Below are 24006 nucleotides of genomic sequence, written 5' to 3'. Positions count from 1 at the left end.
AATATGCCAAGCACAAAAAACTGACATGATGTCATTATTATGTTTTAAAGGAAATTAAATATGCCAATTTAGTATGGTAAAAGGTTGCCGAAACATTGTACCTTAGCCTACAAAACTTATAAGATTTGGAGATAGAAAGCATTAGTGTTTTTGATATGTTAAAGATAGGCGTTGGTCCTTCCAGTTCACATACTCTTGGACCATGGCGTGCCGCAGAACGTTGGTTGGCACGATTAAACTCTAAAAACAATCTTGAAAACGTTGAAGAAGTAGAGGTACATTTATACGGCTCTCTATCATTAACGGGTAAAGGGCATGCCACAGACTACGCAGTAATGTTAGGGCTATTGGGTGCCGATCCGGAATTAGTGCCTATTGAAAGTATAGATCCTATGATATCTTCAATAAAAAATGACCATGTGTTGCTTTTAGACGGTAAGTACAGTATTGTATTTGATCCGGACAAGCATATTATTTTCAATAAGAAGTTTTTGCCCTTTCATGCTAATGGCCTAAAATTTCAGGCAAAATTGAAATCTGGAAGAAAAATCTCAAAAACCTACTATTCTATTGGCGGTGGATTTGTAATTGGAGAAGACCGAAAAAATGCCAAGCGCAAAGTTGACATGTTCAAAAGATTTCCTTTTCCTGTGCAAAAAGGGACTGAGTTACTTGAGTTCTGCAAAAATGAAAACCTAAAGATATCTGACCTTGTTTTGCAGAATGAACGTTCCTTAAGAGAAGATAAGGTCATAGACCACGAACTTGATAGAATTTGGTCTACCATGCTAGAGTGCATGTACACCGGATGCCATACCGAAGGTACTTTACCCGGCGGGCTAAAAGTTAAGCGCAGGGCATTTGAAATGCATAACAAATTAAAAAGTGACCTACCCTACTCTACACCGCAGGAATGGTTGCAAAGCATTAGACAAACCGAGGTAAAATTTAGGCAAATTTTGCAATGGGTAAGCTGTTTTGCCCTAAGTGTAAATGAAGTAAATGCTTCTTTGGGCCGTGTAGTCACTGCACCTACAAACGGTAGTGCAGGTGTTATACCTGCCGTATTAATGTATTACATGGTCATTGAAAACCATGCCGGTAATTTTGAGCATGTAAAACAATTTTTATTAGTGGCGGGAGAAATAGGAAGTATCTTTAAAAAAGGAGCTACAATATCAGCGGCCATGGGTGGTTGCCAAGCAGAGATAGGAGTATCGTCAGCAATGGCAGCGGGAGCTTTGACCGAACTTTTAGGCGGCACTCCAGAACAAGTTCTCATGGCTGCGGAAATAGCCATGGAGCATCATTTAGGACTTACTTGCGACCCTATAGGTGGTCTGGTACAGATACCATGTATAGAAAGAAATTCTATGGGAGCCATTAAAGCTATCAACGCCGCTGAACTTGCATTGGGTTCTGACCCTTCCGCAGCTAAAGTACCGCTAGATAAAGTTGTACAGACCATGTGGGAAACCGCCAAGGATATGAACTCTAAATACAAAGAAACCTCTGAAGGCGGACTTGCAGTAGGCGTTTTCTTAAGTGATTGCTAAGCTTAAAACAAGCTGGTTTTTGTCATGAAAGCGCAAACATTCTCTGGACCTTTTTTTATCATCTTTAATTCCACTAACTTTAATTTATGAAAAATCTTATTTCTGAAAGAGTAGCGGATTTTATTAAGAACTACCCTCCGTTCAACGCACTTGACCATAAGTCATTATTTCAATTGGCCGAACACGTAGTCATTATTTATAAAGAGAAAAACAGCATCATTTTCTCTGTTGATGAAAACCAACACGCTCATTTCTATTTGGTTCATAAGGGCGCGGTAACGTTGAACAACCCTACGACTTCCAATATTCTTGACTATTGCGATGAAGGCGATATTTTTGGCCTACGACCGCTTTTTGCCAATGAAAACTACAAATTAGAGGCCAGAGCACATGAAGAATCTATTATCTATGGTATTCCTATAGACATATTCAAACCAATTGCAAAACAGAACGAGCAAGTAACGATTTTTTTAATGGAGAGTTTTGCCTCCAATACGCGCAACCCTTACGCCAAAAGTCAAAAAGGTCAACTTTACGATACGGAAGACAGTGAAGCAACCAATAATGAAGTAGTACTACCAGATTTACAATTAGCTAGTTATTCTAAAAAGTTGATTACCTGTTCCACACGTACTACCATACAAAAGGCAGCTGAGATAATGACCAAAAAGCAAATTGGATCCATTCTTGTTGTCAGCAAAGAACTACCTGTAGGTATCATAACAGATAAAGATTTTAGAAATAAGGTAATAACGGGCAAACAGCCTATAACCGCATCGGTAAAGACCATTATGGCTTCACCGGTAATAACCTACCCAAAAAATCTAACCATTACACAAGCTCAAATGGCTATGATGAAAAGTAATATCAGTCATTTGGTGATCACCGAAGACGGTACTCCAAACACTCCAGCTTTAGGTATATTATCTAAACATGACGTAATGGTTTCCTTGGGTGACAACCCCGCAGTTTTGGTTAAAGCCATAAAACGAACAACGCGCATAAAGAAAATAAAGCAGCTCAGAAATAGTATTATGGTGCTTTTAACGGGGTATTTGGAACAAAATATTCCACTAGGGTTAATCGCAAAAATTATCTCAGAACTTAACGACACCTGTATAAAACAAGTAGTTGAAATATCCATAGCAAAAATGGACACCCCACCACCAACCAATTTTGCATGGTTGGCTTTAGGAAGTCAAGGTAGAAGTGAACAATTGTTACATACTGATCAAGATAATGCCTTAGTTTTTGAAGATGTGCATGAAGAGGATTTACCAAAGACTACCACGTATTTTTTAGAGCTTGCCAAACATATAACCAAAGGACTAAATACTATTGGATATGAATATTGCCCTGCAGATATGATGGCATCAAACCCTAAATGGTGTTTAAGTTTACAAGAATGGAAAAATAAACTATCATACTGGATCAGCAACCCTGGACCAAATGAAGTATTAATGTCATCCATATTTTTTGATTACAGTTTGGCTTATGGAGAAAGAAGTTTGTTGGACAACATGTCTGAACACATATTTAGAACTGTAGAAAAGTACCCTATTTTCTTGGTGCATTTGGCAAATGGCGCATTACAGAGTCCGTCACCCACCGGCTTCTTTAGACAGTTTTTAGTAGAGCAGGATGGACAGCATAAAGATTTTTTCGATTTAAAAAGTAGAGCATTAAGACCTTTGATAGATGCAGCCAGGGTATTAATATTATCGCATTCAGTAAAAGCTATTAGCAACACTTGGGAGCGTTATGAAAAATTGGCGGAGTTGGAACCAAACAATCAAGAATTATATTTAGCTTGTTCTTACGCTACAAAGGCTTTACTTAAATTTAGAACAAGACAAGGGCTTTTACATCATGATTCTGGTAGATTTATTGAATTGGAACAATTGACAAAGCAAGAAAAAATGAAATTGAAGCGCACCTTTAAAGCGATAAAAGAAATTCAAGAATTGATCACGCTTCGTTTTAAGGTCACCAATATTTTAGGATAATGAGGCTATTTAAAAAAACACCCAAGCATTTACCTGATTTTTGGTTGAAATACGAGAACCTCTTTAAAGAACCTCAAAGTAAAAATTTCAATGAACTTGTTTTTGTAGTACTTGATACAGAAACCACCGGATTTAGTTTTGAAGAAGACAGAATACTTTCAATAGGTGCTGTGAAGGTTAAAAAGGAAACCATCTCTGTACAGGAAGTCTTTGATATTTATTTGGAACAAGAAAAATTCAATAAAGAAACCGTTCCTGTTCACGGTTTATTGAAAAATGGACAACGAGAATGTATTAAAGAAATTTTAGCCTTAGAAAAATTCTTGGCCTATGTTGGCAATGCCATTATCGTTGCGCACCATGCAGGTTTTGATATGGGGATGCTAAATACTGCATTAGAAAGGCATGGTTTACCCAAATTAAAAAACAAGGTCTTGGATACCGGTGTAATTTATAAGAAAACCCTTTTAAAATCTTATTTGGTGCAGCCCAAAGCCCAGTATTCATTAGATGAGCTTGCAGAAAAGTTCTCTATCTCTAAAAAAGATAGGCATACTGCATTAGGCGATGCTTACATAACAGCAGTCACCTTTTTAAAAATCATTTCAAGATTAAAAGAAAAGAAAAACTTTACGTTCAAATCTTTGATCAGGTAACACTATAGACTCTCAAGATAATTTAAAACGTTTCTGTTGATTCTATCATGAATATGCGTAGTGTCTGCCTTTACAAAAGGTTCTCCGGTGATATGCTCATATAATTCAATATATCTTTCCGAAACCGATTCAATATACTCATCTGACATCTCAGGTACCGTCTGTCCTTCCAAACCTTGAAAATTATTGGCAATCAACCATTGTCTTACAAACTCTTTTGACAATTGTTTTTGAGGCTCATTGGCATCTTGTCTTTCCTTATACCCTTCAGAATAAAAGTACCTTGAAGAATCTGGGGTATGTATTTCATCTATCAGTACAATTTCACCTTCTTTGGTTTTTCCAAATTCATATTTGGTATCCACTAAAATCAAACCTCTGTCTGCAGCTATTTTTGTGCCTCTTTCAAAAAGAGCATAGGTATATTTCTCCAGTAAGGCATAATCCTCTTTAGAGACAATCCCTTTACTTAAAATATCCTCTTTAGAAATATCCTCATCATGATCACCCATTTCCGCTTTGGTCGCAGGTGTAATTATCGGATTGGGAAATTTATCGTTTTCCTTCATTCCGTCTGGCATTGCAACCCCACAAAGCATTCTTTTGCCCAATTTATATTCCCTAGCGGCATGACCAGATAAATATCCACGAATAACCATTTCAATTTTGAAAGGCTCACAAGATACGCCTACTGCTACATTTGGGTCAGGTGTTGCCGTTAGCCAATTAGGCACAATATCTTCGGTAGATGCCATCATTTGAGTTGCAATTTGATTCAAAATCTGCCCTTTATAAGGAATTCCCTTGGGCATAACCACATCAAATGCAGACAACCTATCGGTCGCTATCATTACCAACCTATCATTTTCTAATGTGTATACCGATCGTACCTTGCCCTTATAGACATCTTTTTGACCAGGAAAATTAAATTCTGTTTCGTAAATAGTATTATTTGCCATGAAATTTTTAATTGTGATGTTCTATAGTTTTATACGCGTCGATAACTTTTTTAACCAACTTATGGCGTATTACATCTTTGTCATCTAGATATATAACTTCTATACCCTCTACATTGTTTAAAATAAGTAAAGCTTCCTTTAATCCAGAAATGGTTCTACGTGGTAAATCTATTTGTCCTGGATCACCAGTTATTAAAAATCGTGCATTTCTACCCATTCTAGTCAAAAACATTTTCATTTGGGCATGGGTAGTATTCTGCGCCTCATCTAATATAACAAAGGCATTATCCAAGGTTCTACCACGCATAAAGGCCATTGGGGCAATTTGTATGGTTCCGTTTTCGATATAATGCACCAACTTCTCCGCCGGGATCATATCCCTTAACGCGTCATACAAAGGCTGCATATAAGGATCTAGCTTTTCCTTTAAATCACCTGGTAAAAAACCTAAGTTTTCACCAGCTTCAACCGCTGGTCTGGTCAATATAATTTTTTTAACCTGTTTTTCTTTTAAAGCTTTTACCGCAAGCGCAACACCGGTGTAAGTTTTACCAGTTCCGGCAGGTCCAATGGCAAAAACCATATCATTCTTTTTAGAAGCATCTACCAAGCGACGTTGGTTGGCTGTCTGTGCCTTAATCAACCTACCGCTAACACCATGCACCAAAGTTTCACCACTATTCTTTGAAGATTTCAATTCTTCGTCATCAGAGCTGGTAAGTACACGTTCAATGCTATTTTCATCTAATTTATTGTACTTGATGAAATGCTGTGTAAGCATATCAAACCGCCTCTCAAACTCTTCCAGAAGTTCTTCGTCCCCAAAAGCCTTTATCTTATTGCCACGGGCAACAATCTTCAACTTCGGAAAGTACTTTTTCAATAAATCAATATGCTCATTTTGCTGCCCAAAAAATTCTCTTGGGCTAATTTCGGTAAGTTCTAGAATTATCTCGTTCAAACAGTCGTTTTTATAATGATTTATAGTTAGCGAATATTAATTTCTAATCGCTGTTTTTTTGTTTAGTTTTGTATATCAAATTTAAGCAAATTTTAAGTTTGACTAACCAAAAACATATCAACATTGCTGTATGGCAATAATTACCCTCACAACAGATTTTGGACTTAAAGATCACTTTGTAGCTGTATTGAAAGGCTCCATATATACCGAATTGCCCGATGCTAAAATTGTTGATATTTCGCATGACATCATGCCATTCAATATTCAAGAATGTGCCTACGTGCTATCTAATTCATACAATAGTTTTCCCAAAGGTACTATACATATAGTTGGTGTAGACTCAGAAGAAACCCCGGACAATAAACATATTGTAGCATTGGTAAACGGTCATTATTTTATAAGTGCAAATACCGGTGTTATAGGGTTGATTACTTCTGAAATGACACCGGAAAAAGTGTTTGAAATAAATTTACCGGATTCCATTGCAAATTCTTTTCCCGTGCTAAATGTCTTTATACAAGTTGCCTGTCATGTAGCCCGTGGAGGTACTTTAGAATTGGTAGGCAAGCCATTTACCGAACTAAGGGACCTAAGGGAGTTTTCACCTAGAATTACCGAAGAAGGCAAGAAAATTATTGGCAGTGTCATTTATATAGACAACTATGGCAATGTGGTAACTAATATTAGAAAAAATCTATTTGACGCTTATCGCAAAGATAGACCGTATACGCTATTGGTTCGTAACCATAAAATAAACACGATCCATAAAGCATATAATGATTTTATAGATTACAGTTTAGAGAAGAGCCAGAGAAAAAGTGCAGGAGATTTATTGGCGATATTTAATTCATCTAACTATATAGAATTGGCAATATTTAAAAGTAACCTTACTACCGTAGGCGGAGCCTCTACCCTATTAGGATTAGATTACAGGGATACGATCATGGTAGATTTTGAGTAGCCTTACAAACAGAAATATTTTGTTTTAACAGGTCTACTTTTAATAAATCTCAAAACGGTAAAAGTTAATAACTAATGTACTTATGAAAATTATATGAGCATAATGCCGTAAAAACTAGTAGTATACCGTACCTTGACCAACAACAAACTGTTAATAAGTTTGTTTCCTTAAAAAGGGCAATTAAAATATCTTTGTTGATAATGAAAACTGCCAACATTAAGGATTAAAACCTATTTTTCTTGATGATTTCAGGAACAATATCAATAAAATTTAAAGAATGAAATTTATAGTTTCAAGTACCTATTTGCTAAAACAACTCCAAATATTAGGAGGTGTAATCAACAACAGTAATACATTACCAATACTGGATAATTTCCTGTTCGACTTGCAAAAGGACAAACTAACTGTATCAGCGTCTGACCTAGAAACCACTATGAGTTCCGTTATAACGGTAGATTCGGATAACGAGGGAACCATTGCAGTACCTGCCAGATTACTTTTAGAAACGTTGAAAACTTTTCCGGAACAACCTTTGACATTTGTTGTTGAAGATAACAATACCGTAGAAATTAGTTCTAATCACGGTAAATATGCCTTAGCATATGCCGATGGAGCAGAATTTCCAAAAGCTGTGGAATTAACTAGCCCTAGTTCAACAACGTTACTTGGAGATATTCTTGCCACTGCTATCAACAAAACCATTTTTGCTGCCGGTAATGATGACCTAAGACCTGTAATGAGCGGTGTTTTCTTTCAATTTTCACCAGAGAATTTAACTTTTGTAGCAACAGATGCTCACAAATTGGTAAAATATCAACGTACAGATGTTAGAGCCTCACAGGTAGCAGAATTCATTATGCCCAAAAAACCTTTAACCTTATTAAAGGGAATTTTGGCGGGCAGCGAATCTGACGTTCTTATAGAATACAATGAAAGTAATGCCAAGTTCAGTTTTGAAGACACAGAGCTTATCTGTAGATTGATCGATGGTAAGTATCCAAACTATGAAGCGGTAATACCTAAAGAGAATCCAAACAAACTTACAATAGCCAGAAATCAATTCTTAAGTTCAGTAAGAAGGGTTTCTATTTTCTCAAATAAAACAACGCACCAGATCAGATTAAAAATTGCCGGTGCTGAATTGAACATTTCCGCAGAAGATATTGATTACTCTAACAAGGCAGAAGAAAGATTAACGTGTTCTTACCAAGGCGATGATATGCAAATAGGATTTAACTCAAGATTTTTAACTGAAATGCTGAACAACTTAAGTTCTGACGAAGTTTCTTTAGAAATGAGTTTACCAAACCGTGCCGGTATACTTACTCCTTCAGACGGTTTGGATGAAGGTGAATATGTAACCATGTTGGTAATGCCTGTTATGTTGAACAGTTAATTTCCTAAGTTTAAAATAGTAAAAAGGGTCAGTTTTTAAACTGACCCTTTTTTTATTTCTTTATAAATTAGCTTATGAGATAAAACGTATGGTACCAAAATAACTTGGCGATTCTCCGTTACTAGCTCTTATGGCGTTAATAGCAGGCATTACCAAAGATAAAATTCCTGCAAAAACCAACAACAAGATTCCAAGTCCAAATAATAAAATACCAGGAATACCAATTATAAGATACAAAATCAATGATAATTGAAAATTAATTACAGACTTACCATGTTCATTCATTCCTATAACCGTGTCTTTGGTGGTTAACCAAATTACCAACGGCACAAGAAGTCCGCCAAAGCCTGTTACAAAATCCAAATATTGAGATAAATGCGTTATGACCAATAGATTTCGGTCTTCACGTACTGCGACTGCGTTTTTATTTACTAGTTCCATTTTTGATTGATTTAATGATGAATACTATAAATAAGACGCACAACCCCCGTAATTGTTACAAAAAAGAAAAAATTATAATTTTCTATTCAGTTTTTTTAATTTTTCTTGCTCTTTCATGATCTTCATTTGACCCTTAGCTATCTTATCTTCTTTTTTCTGAATATCGACCGGAGAGAGCGTACCTTTTAACTTTCCTTTCTCTAATTGAGACTGTAACTTTTCAATTTGCTTCTTTTCACTAGAAATAGATTTCTCTTTCGATTTGATCTGCTTTTGAAGTTTCTCCTGCTTTTTTTTCTCAGCAGCTTCTTTCTTTTCTTTCTTGGCTTTCGCCTCCGCTTTTTCTACTTTCTTTTTAACCTCTTCCATTTCTTTCTGTTCCTCTATAGTAATCTCGGTAGAAGAACCATCAGTATCACTTTGAGCAACACCTGTAATAGAAACAAACATAAATACAACTAAAACAAATACTTTTTTCATTTTCTGATTAAAATTTAAACCGTGTAAAATTACTGTATAAATGAATACTGAAAACAAAATACCAGTAAAATAAGAAAAGAAGAACAGTTATTAAATGATTATTTTTGCACGATGATTAAAACGGAAACTATCATAGCATTGGCCACTCCTGCAGGGGCAGGAGCAATTGCGGTCATAAGACTTTCTGGTCCAGATGCCATCACAATTGCGTCTAAGCACTTTAAGTCTGCATCAGGCAAAATTCTTAAAGAGCAAAAGAGTCATACCATTCATTTAGGTTATATCATGGATGGTGAAAATGTTATGGACCAAGCCCTTGTTTCTATTTTTAAAGATCCGCATTCATACACAGGCGAAAACGTCATAGAAATATCTTGTCACGGCTCCCCATATATTCAGCAGCAGATCATTCAATTATTTCTTAGAAATGGTTGCAGAACCGCAGACCCTGGAGAGTTTACGTTACGTGCCTTTCTTAACGGAAAAATGGATCTAAGTCAGGCAGAAGCAGTAGCTGATCTTATTTCTAGTGATAATGCAGCAAGCCATCAAATTGCCATGCAACAAATGCGTGGGGGTTTCAGCAATGAAATAAAACATTTACGTACAGAGCTTCTCAATTTTGCCTCATTAATAGAATTAGAACTCGATTTTTCAGAAGAAGATGTAGAATTTGCCGATCGTACCGCATTCAAAGAATTATTGGGTAGAATTCAAAAGGTACTTCAAGGATTGATTGACTCTTTTGCTGTTGGTAATGTGATAAAAAACGGAATACCTGTTGCAATTGTAGGAGAGCCAAATGTGGGTAAATCTACACTATTGAATGCATTTTTAAATGAAGAGCGTGCCTTGGTGTCCGATATAGCAGGAACCACCAGAGACACCATTGAAGACGAAATTTCTATTGGCGGTATAGGCTTTAGGTTTATTGATACTGCCGGAATTAGGGAAACCGAAGATGTTGTGGAAGGAATGGGGATTAAAAAAACCTTTGAAAAAATTGAACAAGCACAAGTTATTTTATTACTCGTTGATGGATCAAAACTTCTGGTAAATGACCAAAAGTTAAAAAACACTGTTATCGATTTTGAAAAAATAAAAAATAAGAATCCGTTAAAGCCCTTGGTTCTTCTAGTAAATAAAGCCGATACCCTTTCTGAAAAGGATAAAGAAAACATTACATCTCATTTAGACGAAGTAAAATACCTATCCGCAAAAACAGGTGAAGGTGTAGAAGATTTACAAAACAGCCTTTTGGAATTTGTAAATACAGGAGCGCTCAGAAATAATGAAACCATTGTCACCAATACCCGCCATTACAACTCCCTTTTAAAAGCTTTAGAAGAAATAGAAAAAGTGCAGTTTGGTATGAAAGCTGAAATTTCAAGTGATTTAATGGCTATTGACGTTCGCGAAGCACTTTATCATTTAGGTGAGATTACCGGTCAAGTAACTAATGATGAGTTGTTAGGAAATATTTTCGCTAATTTTTGTATCGGGAAGTAAAACATCACTTTTCATTATTAATACATGTAAAACGTTATTTATAACTGTTTGTATTTTAAATAAAAAAATAGGGAAAACTATATATCGTTATCCCTATTTGCAATTAAACTAACATACTCAAATAATATTTTTCACATTTGATGAAAAGCCCAAATAAAATCATTCAATTATTTGCCCTTTAGATAATAACACTTTTTTCAATTGCTTGTAATCTACATTTTGAACTGCTATTTTTTCATCAATGGCTATTACCGCAGCTGTAGCAGCTGATTGCCCTAAAATCATAAAGACCGGCTCCATTCTAATTGACCCAAAAGCAATATGACTTGATGATACACATACAGGAACAAGCAAATTTTTACATTCATTTTTCTTTGGCACCAAAGAACCATAAGAAATAGTATATGGACCATTAGTCTCTACTCCTATATCTCCCTCATTTTGCACAAATCCATCTGATTTTACATATCGTTGTGCATTGTGAGAATCCATAGTATATGAACCTAATCCTATTGGGTTAGGAGTTTTACTCTTTTTTAATAGTTCATTTTCTGTCATTACAAATTCACCTACCATTCGTCTTGCTTCCCGAACATAAATTTGATGCGGCCAATTATCATTATCCACAAATTCATCTTTAGCTAACCCCCATTTTTGCATTTCCATTTGAACACTTTTTGGCACTCTAGGGTCATTTGCTACAAACCATAAAAGTCCTTTTTGGTATTGCTCATGTTCTTTTATAATCTCCTTTCTTCTTTCATATGAAGCCTCTGGGTAATCATAATTCATACCGATATTGTCGCTACTAAAAGGTCCATGATTATTTGTATCTGTCTTATGATTGGGAATGGCATCAAACTTATTGAACCATTCATTCCAACCTGAATCAAATACACGAGCAAGCAATTCATATTGCATTGGGTCATAACCTTCAGGCTTTGGAAAAGGTACCCTATTGACTTCATGATTAGTCATACAAGTACGAAAACAATATGCTTGAATTTTACGGTCCCCATCATGTTTCTTACCTGGTGCTTTACTGGAAACCCTAGGTAACAATCCACTAGTTGAATCCCCAGGTATTATATAAGGGGATACATTAGATTGAAACCAATGTTTATGATGTAAAACACCTGTCTGCACTCCATTCCATTCTTCTCCATAAACATCTTTGCCCTCTCTACCTACATGATAACTTACACCTGCAGCTGCCATTAGATCACCTTCATAAGTTGCATCTAAAAAAACTTTAGCAGAATACGTTTTACCTGTCAATGTAGAAATTGATTTAATAGTTCCGTCTTCTACAACTACACCATTTTCTCGATCTAACCATTCATCTCTATCAACCCTTATTTCATTCTCTTTAATTAGGTCTTCAAATACATTTTCTGCTACATGAGGTTCAAAGATCCACATAGTCCTATTTTCTCTATCCATGGCAGGTGTACCTTGTCCTGTATTTCCATATTCACTTTTAGGTTGCCATTTCCAAGCCTCATCAGTATTATAATGCTTATAAATTCTTTGATAAAATTCTCTTGCAAGTCCTCCAATTACACTTTTATCACCAGTATCAGTCCATCCTAATCCTCCAGAAGTCAACCCTCCCAAATGCTTGTCTGGAGAAACGACTATAACCGATTTCCCAGAGCGTTTTGCCTCTACTGCTGCAGTTATTGCCGCTGAAGTTCCCCCATAAATAATAATGTCTGCTGTAATTGTTTCTTTTACATCTGTAGATTTATACTCACATGAATATAAGATCAAAGTTGAAATCATCAACACTACCATATGAAGTACGAAACGGCTTATATTTTTCATTTGTTTTCATTTTTAGAGTAGGTATTGGATGTTATTTCAAGTAATTCTTTTTTCATTTCTTCTACCAATTCAAAATGCTCACTAATTAAATCATTAGATTCAGATTCATCCTCTGCCAGATTATATAATTGACCCTGTAACTCATTCTCGTTTGGCTGAATATACTTCCAGTCCCCTTTCCGTAATCCCATTTGACCATTGGAAGATTGTACTACGACAGTATTTCTAATATTATTTTCCTTTCCCAAAAAGTTTAAAGATTGATCATAACTATCTATCGCAACATTCTCTGGCAAGTCATAATTGACAAGAGCTCCTAAAGTTGCCATTACATCGTTTAAAGCAAATAATTTATCAGATTTAACTCCTGAAGGAATTTTATTCGCCCACTTTACGATAAAAGGCATACGAACTCCACCCTCCCATATTGTCCATTTAGAGCCTTTGAGATTACCATTTGGATGATGTTCATCAGTACCATTATTTTTTTCATTTACATCTACCAAATCATTACTTGGGTTGGCATTGTTTATATGTAAGCCGGTTCTTTCAAACTGAGACCCATTATCACTTGCAAAGATTATTATAGTATTATCTTTTTGGTCAGAGCTTTCTAAAGTATCTAATATCTCACCAATTTTGCTGTCTAACTCAGCTACATAATCACCATAAGTACCCGCTTTTGTTTTACCTATAAACTCATCACTTACCGACAATGGAATGTGTGGTACATAAGGAGCAAAGTATAGAAAAAACGGACTTTTATCTGGTGACCTGAATCTTTGACTTAAAAATGCTATACTTTTTTTAGTAAGTAGTTTTAAATACTCATTAGATGGAATAATTTCAATATGTTCCTTACCCTTGGCTGCATTTATATTATAAAATTCATGTTGTAAGGCCGCAACTATATCATTACCTTCCATTACCCAGCATTCACTCGCACAGCTAAACCCATACCAATTTTCAAAACCCTTATCAACAGGACCATTTTTAATAGGTTTACTTAAGTCGATATTTTCACCATTGTTCTTAGATTTAAACTGTCCATAACCTGCAGGTTTTAGTCCGTCCAATGTTGGAAAAGTTGCTCCTAGATGCCATTTTCCAAAACCTGCCGTTGTATAACCTGCTTCTTGTAACATTTTAGGAAGTGTTAATTGACCCTCGCTTATCATGGAAGGTTCATAATTTGCAAGTACACCGGATTTCTTCCAACTTCTAAAGGGGTATGTACCGGTCATCAACGCATATCTAGATGGTGTGCAAACAGAGACGGGACAATAAGCATTGGTAAAACTGATACCTTCAGATGCTAATTTATCTAAGTTAGGCGTAGGCACAAGAGAATGGTCATTATATGAACGCAGGTCACCATAACCGAGATCATCGGCTAATATTAATATAATATTCGGTAAAGTTGATGCCTTCTCTTTTTCCGTTTTACAAGATGTAAAAAACATCACACACAATACTATCAGACCATAAAAGCCATGCTTATTTAGTACAGATTTATTGATATATTGGCTAACAGATTCTTTCGAAATCTTCATAATCAATTCAATTAAACTTTATTAATTATTCAAGGCGTTGACCATTTTTTAAAAGAACAGATTTTAAAGTATCATAAGGAACATCTTGAACCGATTTATCTGAATCAATAGCCAAAGAAGCGGCAGTAGCGGCAGACTGACCCAGAACCATAAAAACAGGCTCCATTCTTATAGAACCAAAAGCTATATGTGTAGAACTAAGACAAACCGGCACTATTAAATTTTCACACTCTTCCTTTTTTGGAGTCAAAGACTTGTAACTTATAGGGTAAGGATCAAAACCGTGAGCTTCTACGTTCCCTTCATTTTGAACATAACCGTTAGCATCAACATACCTTTGAACATTATGAGAATCCATTGTATACGCAGCCAATCCAATAACATCCTCTGCCACCACAAGCCCCTCACAATTATATTGTGTCATTACATAATCGCTAATCATGCGTCTGGCTTCACGAATATATAGTTGTTGCTGCCAACCATCTTCTCTCTCAAATTCATCTTTTGTTGTCCCCCATTTTGAAGCTTCTTCACGAACCTCTTTAGGAATTCTGGGGTGATTGGCCAACGTCCACATTAAACCCATTTGGTAATTGCGGTGATCTTCTACTATTCGTTCTCTTTCAGCGTATGAAGCTTCTGGATAGTTATAGTTCTTTCCGATATAATCGGTAGAAAAACCAAATCTGTTATTCGAATCGGTTTTACGATTTGGCATACTAGAATTAATTAATGGCAATATAGGTCCGCCTTTGTAGTACATATCACCTACTGACCCTTCCCTTGCTTCATAATTGCGAAATAGCAATTCATAATTCAATTCATCATAATCATCTGGTTTTTTAAAAGGAATTCTATTATCAGGATGGTCTGTTAGGCACATTCTAAAACAATAAGCCTGTACTTTATCATCTCCAGCTCCCTCTACCCCTGGTTTTTCATTTATATTCGGCAAAAGTCCACTCTTTGGATCCCCTTTTACAACATAAGGATCTACTCTTTGTATAAAATTATGATTAGCTGCATTCTTAGAAACTAATTTAGTTAAGGAAACATTATAATTATTTGCCTGTACACCATTTAAAGTTTCTCCGTATTCATCATTACTCTCTCTACCCACAGTATAACTAACACCACTTGTAGCCATTAAATCACCTTCATAAGTTGCATCAAGAAACACTTTACCAACGAATTTTTTCCCACTTTCCATTGTAATAGAAACGATTCTACCATTTTTCATTTCTACACCAGAATCCCTATTCAATCTTTCATTGTATACTAATTTTACCTTCTCCTTATTTAACATCTGATTATAAACGGTTAGTGCTGCTGAAGGTTCAAATGTCCACATGGTTGGCTCTCCTTTCTGCGTTCGTGTTTGCCCACCATCCTTATAATCAGACTTATCTTCCCATTTCCAATTACTTGATTCATCATAATACTTTTTAATATTCTCGTAAAACTCTCTAGAAATTCCTCCTATTGCCTGCTTGTTACCAATATCCGTCTGTCCTAAGCCTCCTGTAGTTAAACCTCCAATTCGACTTGTTGGTTCAATAAGTACAACTGATCTATTCATTCTACTCGATTGAATAGCTGCTGCAATACCGGCCGAAGTACCTCCATAAATAACTATATCATATTTTTTTGTTTGTGCGTTCAAGCCTTGAAACATTAATATGAGAATGAAAATTTGTATTAATTTGTTCATATTCTTTATTAATTAGTAATATACTTTATGCTATTTTCTAAAATTTTATTCGTTTATAAATTCTTGATTTTATTTAAAAAGCTCTACCTTTTTTTTTATAGTGTTCACTTTTTAAGCACAGACTATCAGTCACTCAACTTATTATTGACAGAAAAGTGGATTAACAGTTTTTAGCGTCCCTCTAGTTTTAAATATATTTAGCAAAAGAGATAAAGAATACAGGCCGAATTTGAGACCTGTATTCTTGACACTATTTAAATATTAATAACCTGGGTTTTGGTCAGATTGGCTTATTGCCGGATTGTTATTGATTTCATTTTCAGGAATTGGCCACAATAAGCGTTCATCAATAATATTTTTGCCAGCAGCTGTAAAAGCCTCTTTAACCGTACCGGTTCGTTTCAAATCAAACCAACGTCTACGTTCCAATAAAAACTCGTAACCACGTTCTTGTAAAACCGCATCTCTAAAATCTCCTGAACTCATACCAGAAGGATAATCTTCTGCAGATACCGTGTTCAAATCTAAACCATATGCTCGTCTCTTAATAATATTAAGTCGCTCTAATGCAAGTGCTGTTGGACCACCATTGGCGTTACTTGCCGCTTCCGCATAAATTAAATATGCCTCGGCAAACCTATAAATAGGCACACTGTATACATTTTGCCCAGACGAATTGGAAATAAATTTTTTAAAGAGTACCGGCAATGTTTCCGGTAAAGAAACCCATGACCCATCAAAATTTTGATACTCTGTGTACAAATTAAAATCCTTTCGTAAGTCATTATCATCCCAACTATCTCCAATAAATGAATTTGTATCAGGAAGCCATGCAAAGTAACCTGTAGATGAATAATTATACGGCAGCGCCTGCCCTCTATGAATATATGTTGGAATACCCGAAGTTTTTGTTTCAGAGTGGTGAACAGACATTATATCTTCTGAGCTAGAATCTACAGCAAAAATCTTATAAAAATCATCTGGATTTTCAACTTCTACTAAACTAAAAGGACCGTTAACAATTACATCATTGGCCTTATCTGCTGCTGCATCCCAATTTTCTAAAGTCAAATACACATGAGCCAATAACATTTTAGCAGCCCATTTTGAAGCTCTACCCGTTTGTGAACCTGTTTCACCTAGTCTACTTTCTGCAGCCAAGGCATCAGCAACTATTAATTCATACACCATACTTTCTGGCTCCCGTGCGGCTTCTACGGTACTTAAATCTACACTTTCACTAGTCTTAATAGGTACAGCACCCCAACCACGAACTAGTTCAAAATAACTTAAAGCTCTTAAAAAATAGGCTTCTCCAAGTATCATCTCTTTAGTTTCCGCATCTATATCTTCTATTTGTGATACATTATCTAAAACCGCATTGGCACGATTAATCGTAGTATAAAGTGATGACCAATTTGAGGCACACCTTCCAATACTTGTTTGATCCAATATTTGATCCCAAATGGTAATTGGTGCTTGTGACCCTCTACCAAAAATAAAATCGCCATGCAGCTCAGTCATCAAATAATGGTTCATACCATAAAAATCGCTTTGTAATCCAGCGTAAACACCGACAATGGCGGCTTGAGCATCTTCTTCGTTATTGTAGAAGTTTGCCTTTGAAACAAAATCCCTTGGAACTTCTTCCAGTGTTTTTTCACAGGCAGAAAAACACATGATTATTATTAATCCTAAAACTATATTTTTCATAATGTTATGTCTTTATAAATTAAAATCTAAATTTTAGACCAATAGCATAAATTTTGGCACTAGGATAGCTACTCTGATCGTGACCAAAACGTAATCGATCGCCAATATTACTTGAATCAGTTCCTCTAGTATTAGCTTCTGGATCAATACCTGAGTAATTTGTAAAAGTGAATAGATTGGTACCTGAAATATATAATTGAAGCATATCAAAATCACTTAGACCTATGTCAGAAACAGGAAAATTATATGCCAACCTCATCGATTTTACACGCAAATAACTGGCATCTTCAATAAATCTATCTGAAACAGTAATTTGAGTAGCACTACTGATTTTTGGATATTTTGCATTTGGATCAGGATTTTCCGCTGTCCAATAATTTCCAATAATATCTCTAAATTGATTATTACCTCGTTGAAAAGAATTTAAGTGTGTTCCATTGGTGGCATTAAATAGTTCATTTCCTTGAACCCCTTCCAACATCACATTTAGCTCGATACCTTTATAACTAAAATTAGAAGTTAATCCATATATAAAATCTGGATGATAACTACCCAAAATCACACGATCCAATGAATTTATTAAACCATCAGGAACACCATCGGGTCCACTAATATCTTGATATTTTATAAACCCATTCTCATCCAAACCATCTTCAAGAAGTCCGTAGAAAACACCTAATGGCTCTCCTTCTCTAGCAATATTCGCACTTGGCCATACCGCAGCTTGTGCCGCACCAAAAATATCACTGTCACCAGCAAGCTCGATTACTTTGTTTCTATTAGCGGAAATTTGAGCCGATACATCCCATTTAAATTCGTTTCTTAAAATGTCAGCATCAACACTAAATTCTACTCCTGAATTTTGTATTTCACCAAGATTTCTAAGAATTGAACTAAACCCAACACTTGATGGAAGAGGTACCGATGCAAGTAGGTCTTTAGTATTTTTTTTATAGTAATCAAATACAAACCTTAATTGATTATTGAATAGGTTTAAATCAAACCCAACATCCAACTGACCCGTAGTTTCCCATTTTAAAGCACTATTAGAAATACCGGCAGGATAAAACCCAATAACATCAGCTTGATTTTCAAAGATGAATTTAGTTGAGTTTAGTCTATCTAGTGACTGATATGGACTGAGCGCAGTGTTTCCTGTAATACCGTAACTTGCTCTTAATTTTAAGTTTGAGATGGTTGAACTATTTTCTAGAAAAGCTTCGTCAGAAACACGCCACGCTAAAGCTGCTGAAGGAAAATACCCCCATTTATTATTTGCGCCAAACCTTGAAGATCCATCTGCTCTAATACTAGCGGTCACCATATATTTTCCATCATAGGCATAATTTACCCTCGATAGAAACGAAGCCAACGTCCAGTCAAAATAACCGGACCAAGGATTACCAACAGTTTCTGCGGCAGCCAAATTATAGTTTTCTGTGATATTATTGGAAAAACCGCTTACGTATATACCAGAGTAACGGTTCATTTGCGTTTGGTAAGTAGCACCGCCTATTACGTTTAAGCTATGTTTTTCATTAAATGTCTTAGAATACGTCAAGACATTTTCCGTTAAAAATGAATTAAAATAATTATTACCTTCTTGAGCAGAACCTCTATCATTTTCATACACAGTTGGCGTAAACAACTCGCTACGTGAATTTCTATATTGTAAGCCTAATAAGGTCTTAAAAGAAAGGCTGGGCGTAATTTGAAAATCGAAAGTTGAGTTGGCCAATACACTATTAGCAAAACTAAGATTCTTATTAAGAGTAGACAATAAAGGGTTTCTCATATCTGCAGACCCAAAATTGTAAATCTGTCCTATTTGGGTAGGTAGTCCATCCTCATCATATAATGGTAAAGTAGGTGGTGCCGAAGCCGCTGCAGAAAGCATTGATGTACCTCGGTATCCGTTATCAACATTTACTGAATGGGTCTCACTTCTAGATAATTGAAGGTTAATGCCCATTTTTAACCAGCTTTTCAATTCTTGATCTAAGTTAACTCTAACTGAACCTCTTGTAACGCCAGAGTTTTCAATGATTCCTTCCTGATCATAATAATTACCGGATATAGAATATCTACCTTTATCTGAACTACCTGAAAAAGTAATGGTATGGTTTTGAACAGGTGAAGTTCTAAAAATTGCATCTAACCAATCGGTTCCTGGGTTTTGAACTTCATCAACATTAAAATTCGGTTCTAGACCTTCATTTTTTAACCACTCATTGGCTATAATGGCATATTCTTTAGCATTAAGTAAATCATATTGATTTATGGCCTGTTGCATACCAAAGTAATTATTTACCTCTATTTTACTTTCTTGGTTCTTTACCCCTCTTTTAGAAGTAATAATTACGACACCGTTTGCACCACGTGAGCCATAAATTGCAGTTGCCGATGCATCTTTTAAAATATCTACGGATTCAATATCAGCAGGATTTAAATAATCTATACCGCTAGTAACTGGAAATCCATCCACTACATATAACGGTTGATTGTTACCTATCAATGAATTCCCTCCTCTAATACGTACCTCAATTCTAGAACCAGGAGTACCTGAGTTTTGAGTAACCCTTACACCAGATGCACCTACTTTAAGTGCCTGTGCCATATTAAAAACTGGAACAGATTCTAGGGTTTCAGTTTTAACCTGAGAAACCGACCCCGTTAGGTCTGCCTTTTTCATAGTACCATAACCAACTACAACAACCTCTTCTAAGCCCGCTGCACTTTCTTGAAGTACAATATCAACATTACCTTTTCCTTCTAAAGCAACCTCTTTAGTTGCATATCCTAAATATGAAAATATCAGGGTTGCGTTTTGATCAGAAATCAAAATGGAAAAATTACCATCAAAATCTGCTGTTACACCATTAGTAGTTCCTTGCTCAACAATGTTAGCACCTGGTAAAGGAACACCATCAGAATCTACAATGGAACCGGTCACCGTTCTTTGATAGGCTTCGACTTTTTCGTCTTGTCCCCTAGCCCTATTTAGCTTTGAATCTTTTTTCAAAAATATTTTACGATCTTTTATTTCGTAAGTAACATTTTGATCGTTAAAGAGACTTTTAAGAATGTCATCAATTGAAACAAGTTTAAATTTTACAGTTACCTTTCTATTTAAATCAACGGTATTTGTCTTAAATAAAAATTTAAACTCACTAAGGCTTTCGATTTCATCTAATACCTCACGAACAGTTGAATTTTCTTTCGCAATAGAAATTTTTGTTTTTTGAGAGTAGGTATTGGCCTGCATCAAAAAACTTATTGTCAAGAAAAAAAGAAGCGATAACTTCATTTTTAGGTCATAATTTAAGCGCCGAGAGAGAAACCCCTTCGACATTGGTGGTTTTTTCATAATTTTGAGTGTTTATTTGTGATTACGCTTTAAGTGTGATCATTCTTATAATCGGGAAATGTTCCAGCATTTTCCGATTTTTTTTCGTCCTCTCGAAATATTAAAATGATCTAATGATGTTTGTTGATTTTAGCTCATTGCATTTAAGTTTTAATTGATTATTATTTTATTCTCTACTATTTGATATTCAATTTGATAGACTTTATTGAAATAACTAAACACTTCTTCTATTGTCTCGTGTTTAGTTTCAATTGTCGCATTAAATTTCTCGTTAGCTAGCGCTACATTATTGTTAATTATGACCACGTTATAATGTCGTTCTAGTTTTTGGATTATATTTTCGAAAGAAACATTTCGAAAAACAAGATTCCCCTTCATCCAAGAGGTATAAAGCGCTGTATTAACTTTGCGATTGATTATATTTTTATCCGTTTTATTGAATACACCCATATAACCCGGTTCCAAAAAGACTTCTTTTAAATCTTTTTTACTTTCTTTAGAAGACAAACCAACAGAACCTTCAACAAGAACAACCTCCGTCTGCTTATCTTCGTTATAATTGGTGACATTGAATTTGGTACCATATACCTTAACATCTAAATCTTGAACATTTACTACAAACTGTCTATTGTTTTCGTGTATTACATCAAAAAAAGCTTCCCCTCTCAGAACAACTCGTTTAATAACATCTTTTTTAAAAACAGTAGGATATGTTATTGAACTACCAGCATTTAAATGCACCCTAGTACCATCTGACAATACAATTCCAAATTGTTTACCATTAGGAACACTCAATGTATTATATTCTTGCATTTGGTTTTCCTGCGGTTCATAAATTAATTGATCATCTTTCTTGTTGCCGATAACCTCACCCGAAGTTCCAATAATTTTAGCTGAACCTGTCTCTGTTATAACCTGCTGTTCACCGTTGCCCAACTCTAGTACTATAGAATCTTCTCTTGGTACAACTACATCTGCTGTTTCATTGACCAATAATTTATTTTTCATTAAAAATCCAAGTCCCAAAAACAAAACCGCAATAGCAGCATACTTAAAAACAGATAACATTCTAATTTTAGAACTTTGCTTTTTATCCTTATTAATTTCCTTTAGGAGTTTTTCTTTTACTTTATCAAATTCAGAATTGTTCATAGCCAAATTTATAGAGAAATGGGTTTTAACATATGATTTAAAAATCTTATGATTCTTATCATCTAACAACCAATTATTAAGAACATCCAAATCTTCTACATCAGCTGACTGAGTAAAATATTTAATGATTCGATTTTCAATATCTTTTGATATCATTGATTACTTCTCTTTTAATTAATACAATTGAAATTCTCAATACCCTAACTTTTTTTTGATTTTTTTTTCATAATCTCATAATATTTACCGTTTATTTGTTAAATAATCATTTATTATGGATGCTGAAGAAAATAGAAGATTAATTAAAAAACTTATATCCGGAGAAGAAAAAGCCTACATTTTACTTCTAGAAAAATATCATCAACAACTAAATGCCTATGCGGTAACCTTAACCCATGATCAATCAACCGCACAAGACATTGTTCAAAATGTATTTCTAAAGACTTGGAAATCAAGAAAAAAACTTAATCCAGAATTCTCTATCCGTAATTTTCTTTATAAATGTGTTTACAATGAATTTTTAAATACATATCAGAAAAATAAGGCTGTTGTATTATTGAATAAAAAGTACATTGAGTATTCTCATGAGGTAGCGGTTGAATTTGATGACAACATGATGAGTAAAATGATGGACATTGTAAATAGAGAAATTAAAAAACTACCTCCCAAATGTCAAAAGGTTTTCGTACTAAGTAAAAAAGAAGGTCTATCGAATAGTGAAATCGCAGATTATTTAGACGTCTCTATTAAGACTGTTGAAGCACAAATTACCAAAGCATTTAGAATATTAAAAAATGAATTAGGTGATAAATACGAAACTATCTTGCTTATCATTTTCAATAAAAAATTGGTTTAAGCATAGATTATCGAATTATCATCTAACACCTACAATAAATTAACCCCTTTACTCTTGTAAGATTCCAAAATCTTGGCAGAGGGCTCTAGCTCTGTGACTAAATCAGTTAGTGTATTAATTTCACATATTTTATAACGACTTACAGTATTTAACTTTTTACTGATGGTTAAAGCCACCAATCTTTTTGATGAATCTATCATAGCCTTCTTTAACTGCGCAATTTCCAAATCGGTTTCCGTAATACCTTTTTCACTATCCAAATATCCAGTACCTAAAAAACAAACATCCACAGAAATATCCGTTAAACTATTAATAGACACTCCACCGGTAACCAATTGGGATTCCTTTGACAGCTTACCTCCTATTATGTATACTTCATGATGATGAGTTTTATTATTCAAAAGTTCAATTGCCATAGGTAAACTTGGCGTAAAAAAGGTAAGGTCCATTTTTCTAGGAATTAGTTTAGCAAGCTCCAAGTTGGTAGACCCCCCACTTATAAGAACAACATCACCATTTTTTAAAAGAGAGATGCCTTTTTTTGCAATCTTCACTTTACTATCCTGTTCAAAAATCTCCTTAGATCGATCGGAATAGGTATTGAATCCGTTAGAGATTGCTCCTCCATGAACTTTTCGCAATTTCTTTAACTCATCAAGCTCTTTTATATCTCGCCTAACGGTATCCATTGACACATTTAGAATGTTGGCTAAATCCGTCAATAACACCCTATTATGTAATTGAACCTCTTCTACTATAACTTGATGTCTATCGGTTTTTTGCAAAATATATTCTTTAAAAACTATTACAAGGATATCAAATTAATAATAAACAACTAACATTTGCAACAAAATACTGCAAAACATATACTTCATTTTAGAATACAATAAATATTTCTAGATTTA

18 protein-coding genes are annotated in these 24006 nt (G+C 34.9%); 7 read left to right on the top strand and 11 right to left on the bottom strand.

From position 1 onward, the window contains the following. Nucleotides 1-131: 131 nt before the first annotated feature. From YQ22_RS15150 to YQ22_RS15140, 3 genes are all read left to right on the top strand, one after another. Nucleotides 132-1556, top strand: a complete 1425-nt coding sequence (locus YQ22_RS15150) for an L-serine ammonia-lyase (protein WP_071342615.1) — start codon at nucleotides 132-134, stop codon at nucleotides 1554-1556. A gap of 86 nt (nucleotides 1557-1642) precedes the next feature. Further along, nucleotides 1643-3562 (top strand): DUF294 nucleotidyltransferase-like domain-containing protein, encoded by a 1920-nt coding sequence (locus YQ22_RS15145; RefSeq protein ID WP_071341857.1) that lies wholly within the window; start codon nucleotides 1643-1645, stop codon nucleotides 3560-3562. Continuing rightward, a complete protein-coding gene (locus YQ22_RS15140; protein WP_071341856.1) occupies nucleotides 3562-4218 on the top strand; it encodes a 3'-5' exonuclease in 657 nt (218 codons plus the stop codon). Before YQ22_RS15145 ends, YQ22_RS15140 begins: the two co-directional genes overlap by 1 nt. Before the next feature lie 2 nt (nucleotides 4219-4220). Here the strand turns inward: YQ22_RS15140 and YQ22_RS15135 are convergent, their stop codons facing one another. After that, entirely contained in the window at nucleotides 4221-5177 is a 957-nt protein-coding gene (locus YQ22_RS15135; protein ID WP_071341855.1) for a phosphoribosylaminoimidazolesuccinocarboxamide synthase, read from the bottom strand. 7 nt (nucleotides 5178-5184) lie between these two features. Continuing rightward, complete coding sequence (locus tag YQ22_RS15130) at nucleotides 5185-6138, bottom strand: PhoH family protein (protein ID WP_058103238.1); 954 nt, start codon at nucleotides 6136-6138, stop codon at nucleotides 5185-5187. Nucleotides 6139-6268: 130 nt separating this feature from the next. On the opposite strand from YQ22_RS15130, the gene YQ22_RS15125 reads away from it, so the two are divergent. Further along, nucleotides 6269-7099, top strand: a complete 831-nt coding sequence (locus tag YQ22_RS15125) for an SAM hydrolase/SAM-dependent halogenase family protein (RefSeq protein ID WP_071341854.1) — start codon at nucleotides 6269-6271, stop codon at nucleotides 7097-7099. A 277-nt stretch (nucleotides 7100-7376) separates the two neighbouring features. Continuing rightward, nucleotides 7377-8495: a DNA polymerase III subunit beta gene (dnaN, locus tag YQ22_RS15120; RefSeq protein ID WP_058103240.1), complete on the top strand. Its 1119-nt coding sequence runs from the start codon at nucleotides 7377-7379 to the stop codon at nucleotides 8493-8495. A 72-nt stretch (nucleotides 8496-8567) separates the two neighbouring features. Here the strand turns inward: dnaN and YQ22_RS15115 are convergent, their stop codons facing one another. Together YQ22_RS15115 and YQ22_RS15110 are read right to left on the bottom strand one after the other, a co-directional pair. Continuing rightward, nucleotides 8568-8936, bottom strand: coding sequence for a DUF4870 domain-containing protein (locus tag YQ22_RS15115; protein ID WP_058103241.1), 369 nt, complete (start codon nucleotides 8934-8936; stop codon nucleotides 8568-8570). A gap of 72 nt (nucleotides 8937-9008) precedes the next feature. Further along, on the bottom strand, nucleotides 9009-9416 hold the full coding sequence (locus YQ22_RS15110) for a hypothetical protein (RefSeq protein ID WP_071341853.1): 408 nt from the start codon (nucleotides 9414-9416) through the stop codon (nucleotides 9009-9011). Nucleotides 9417-9527: 111 nt separating this feature from the next. On the opposite strand from YQ22_RS15110, the gene mnmE reads away from it, so the two are divergent. After that, a complete protein-coding gene (gene mnmE / locus YQ22_RS15105) occupies nucleotides 9528-10925 on the top strand; it encodes a tRNA uridine-5-carboxymethylaminomethyl(34) synthesis GTPase MnmE (protein WP_071341852.1) in 1398 nt (465 codons plus the stop codon). Between the two features lie 159 nt (nucleotides 10926-11084). On the opposite strand, the gene YQ22_RS15100 is transcribed toward mnmE, so the two are convergent. The 6 genes from YQ22_RS15100 to YQ22_RS15075 form a co-directional block, all read right to left on the bottom strand. Then, on the bottom strand, nucleotides 11085-12752 hold the full coding sequence (locus YQ22_RS15100; protein ID WP_071341851.1) for an FAD-dependent oxidoreductase: 1668 nt from the start codon (nucleotides 12750-12752) through the stop codon (nucleotides 11085-11087). Then, nucleotides 12749-14305 (bottom strand): sulfatase family protein, encoded by a 1557-nt coding sequence (locus YQ22_RS15095; RefSeq protein WP_083414272.1) that lies wholly within the window; start codon nucleotides 14303-14305, stop codon nucleotides 12749-12751. The genes YQ22_RS15100 and YQ22_RS15095 overlap by 4 nt, the downstream gene beginning before the upstream one ends. A 25-nt stretch (nucleotides 14306-14330) precedes the next feature. Then, complete coding sequence (locus tag YQ22_RS15090) at nucleotides 14331-16016, bottom strand: FAD-dependent oxidoreductase (protein WP_071341850.1); 1686 nt, start codon at nucleotides 16014-16016, stop codon at nucleotides 14331-14333. 261 nt (nucleotides 16017-16277) lie between these two features. After that, nucleotides 16278-17729, bottom strand: coding sequence for a RagB/SusD family nutrient uptake outer membrane protein (locus YQ22_RS15085; RefSeq protein ID WP_071341849.1), 1452 nt, complete (start codon nucleotides 17727-17729; stop codon nucleotides 16278-16280). Between the two features lie 19 nt (nucleotides 17730-17748). After that, on the bottom strand, nucleotides 17749-21036 hold the full coding sequence (locus tag YQ22_RS15080; protein WP_198033484.1) for a TonB-dependent receptor: 3288 nt from the start codon (nucleotides 21034-21036) through the stop codon (nucleotides 17749-17751). Nucleotides 21037-21246: 210 nt separating this feature from the next. After that, nucleotides 21247-22404, bottom strand: coding sequence for a FecR family protein (locus tag YQ22_RS15075; protein WP_071341848.1), 1158 nt, complete (start codon nucleotides 22402-22404; stop codon nucleotides 21247-21249). A 115-nt stretch (nucleotides 22405-22519) separates the two neighbouring features. On the opposite strand from YQ22_RS15075, the gene YQ22_RS15070 reads away from it, so the two are divergent. After that, complete coding sequence (locus YQ22_RS15070) at nucleotides 22520-23101, top strand: RNA polymerase sigma factor (RefSeq protein WP_071341847.1); 582 nt, start codon at nucleotides 22520-22522, stop codon at nucleotides 23099-23101. 29 nt (nucleotides 23102-23130) lie between these two features. Here the strand turns inward: YQ22_RS15070 and YQ22_RS15065 are convergent, their stop codons facing one another. Then, nucleotides 23131-23886: a DeoR/GlpR family DNA-binding transcription regulator gene (locus tag YQ22_RS15065; protein WP_071341846.1), complete on the bottom strand. Its 756-nt coding sequence runs from the start codon at nucleotides 23884-23886 to the stop codon at nucleotides 23131-23133. Nucleotides 23887-24006: the final 120 nt, after the last annotated feature.

It is taken from the genome of Maribacter sp. 1_2014MBL_MicDiv (assembly GCF_001865655.1).
Classification (GTDB): domain Bacteria; phylum Bacteroidota; class Bacteroidia; order Flavobacteriales; family Flavobacteriaceae; genus Maribacter; species Maribacter dokdonensis.
Note: the sequence above shows the minus strand (reverse complement) of the source record. Positions and strands in the feature narration are given on the sequence as shown.